Source organism: Vibrio sp. 661, assembly GCF_033339315.1.
In the GTDB taxonomy this organism is placed as follows: Bacteria; Pseudomonadota; Gammaproteobacteria; order Enterobacterales; family Vibrionaceae; genus Vibrio; species Vibrio alginolyticus.
In genome coordinates this window covers 1-1034 of sequence record NZ_JAWOUJ010000140.1, presented here as the reverse complement: position 1 = coordinate 1034, position 1034 = coordinate 1, and the positions used below count along the sequence as shown (strand labels likewise).

Here is a 1034-nt window from a genome sequence, read left to right as displayed (position 1 = left end):
TTCGCAATTTTCCAAGCCATTAAGCCTGTTCGCATTGGTGGCGTTTTCGCAATGGTCGCCGCTGCGAATGCGGTTAAACACACTGGTGGCGTAACGTTACTGTCTTGTGAGAGCCAGAATATGATCAAATGCGCAGCCAACAATGCCAAGCCAACCGCCTCTAAACCTAGGCTTTGCTCTAGTAGCGTTTCAACAAAATCAGCAGGAACCAGTGACAGCATTTCTTTCGCCGTTTCCAGCGCCATTGGCGCATTGAGAAGTTCGAGCTTATCTGGTGCCGCTAGCATGAAGATCGCTTTCGCTTGCTCAGGCAACTGCCCTGAAACCATCAACTCTAAAAGTTGGTTCTCGGCAATCAACTTATACAAGGCAGGTGCAGACAAAGTGCCCAGAACAATATACGCCGCTGTCACAGGTAAGCCCATACCTAAAACCAACGATGCCAAAGCAATCAACACGAGCATGATGAACAAATCACCATTCGCCCAACCATTGATCATCAAAGAGAAAGTATTGCCGATGCCTGTGGTACTGATTACGTTGATCACTAAACCAATACCCACCAGCAAGACAGCGGTGGTTGCCATGTTCTTCGCGCCTTGAGACATAGCCTCGATGATCGCTTTTGGTCCCATTTTGTGATCTTTCGAAAACCACGAAGAGACAACAACAGAAATGATGGAAAGGCCTGCCGCATAAGTGGGTGTAAAACCTTTCACGAGCAACGTCACCAGAACCACCAAAGGAATGAGGTTGTGCCAACCACTCACCAGAACTTTGATAAGCGATTCGTCACTGGTTGTAATTTTCTGCACGCCGCTTCGCTTCGCTTCGATACGCACAAAAAACGCGACCGACAAGAAATAAATCAACGCAGGGACAAACGATACAGCAATGATATCCACGTAAGGAATTTGAGTGTAAGACGCCATAATGAACGCGCCCGCCCCCATCACCGGAGGCATCAACTGACCACCGGTAGAAGCCGCAGCCTCAACCCCTGCAGCAAAGCGCGAAGGGAAACCTGCTTTTTG

1 protein-coding gene is annotated in these 1034 nt (G+C 48.8%); it reads right to left on the bottom strand.

Annotated elements, in window-relative coordinates:
- Positions 1–1034: TRAP transporter fused permease subunit (locus R7P69_RS25250; RefSeq protein ID WP_318121839.1), on the bottom strand; the 1034-nt coding region annotated here is incomplete at both ends.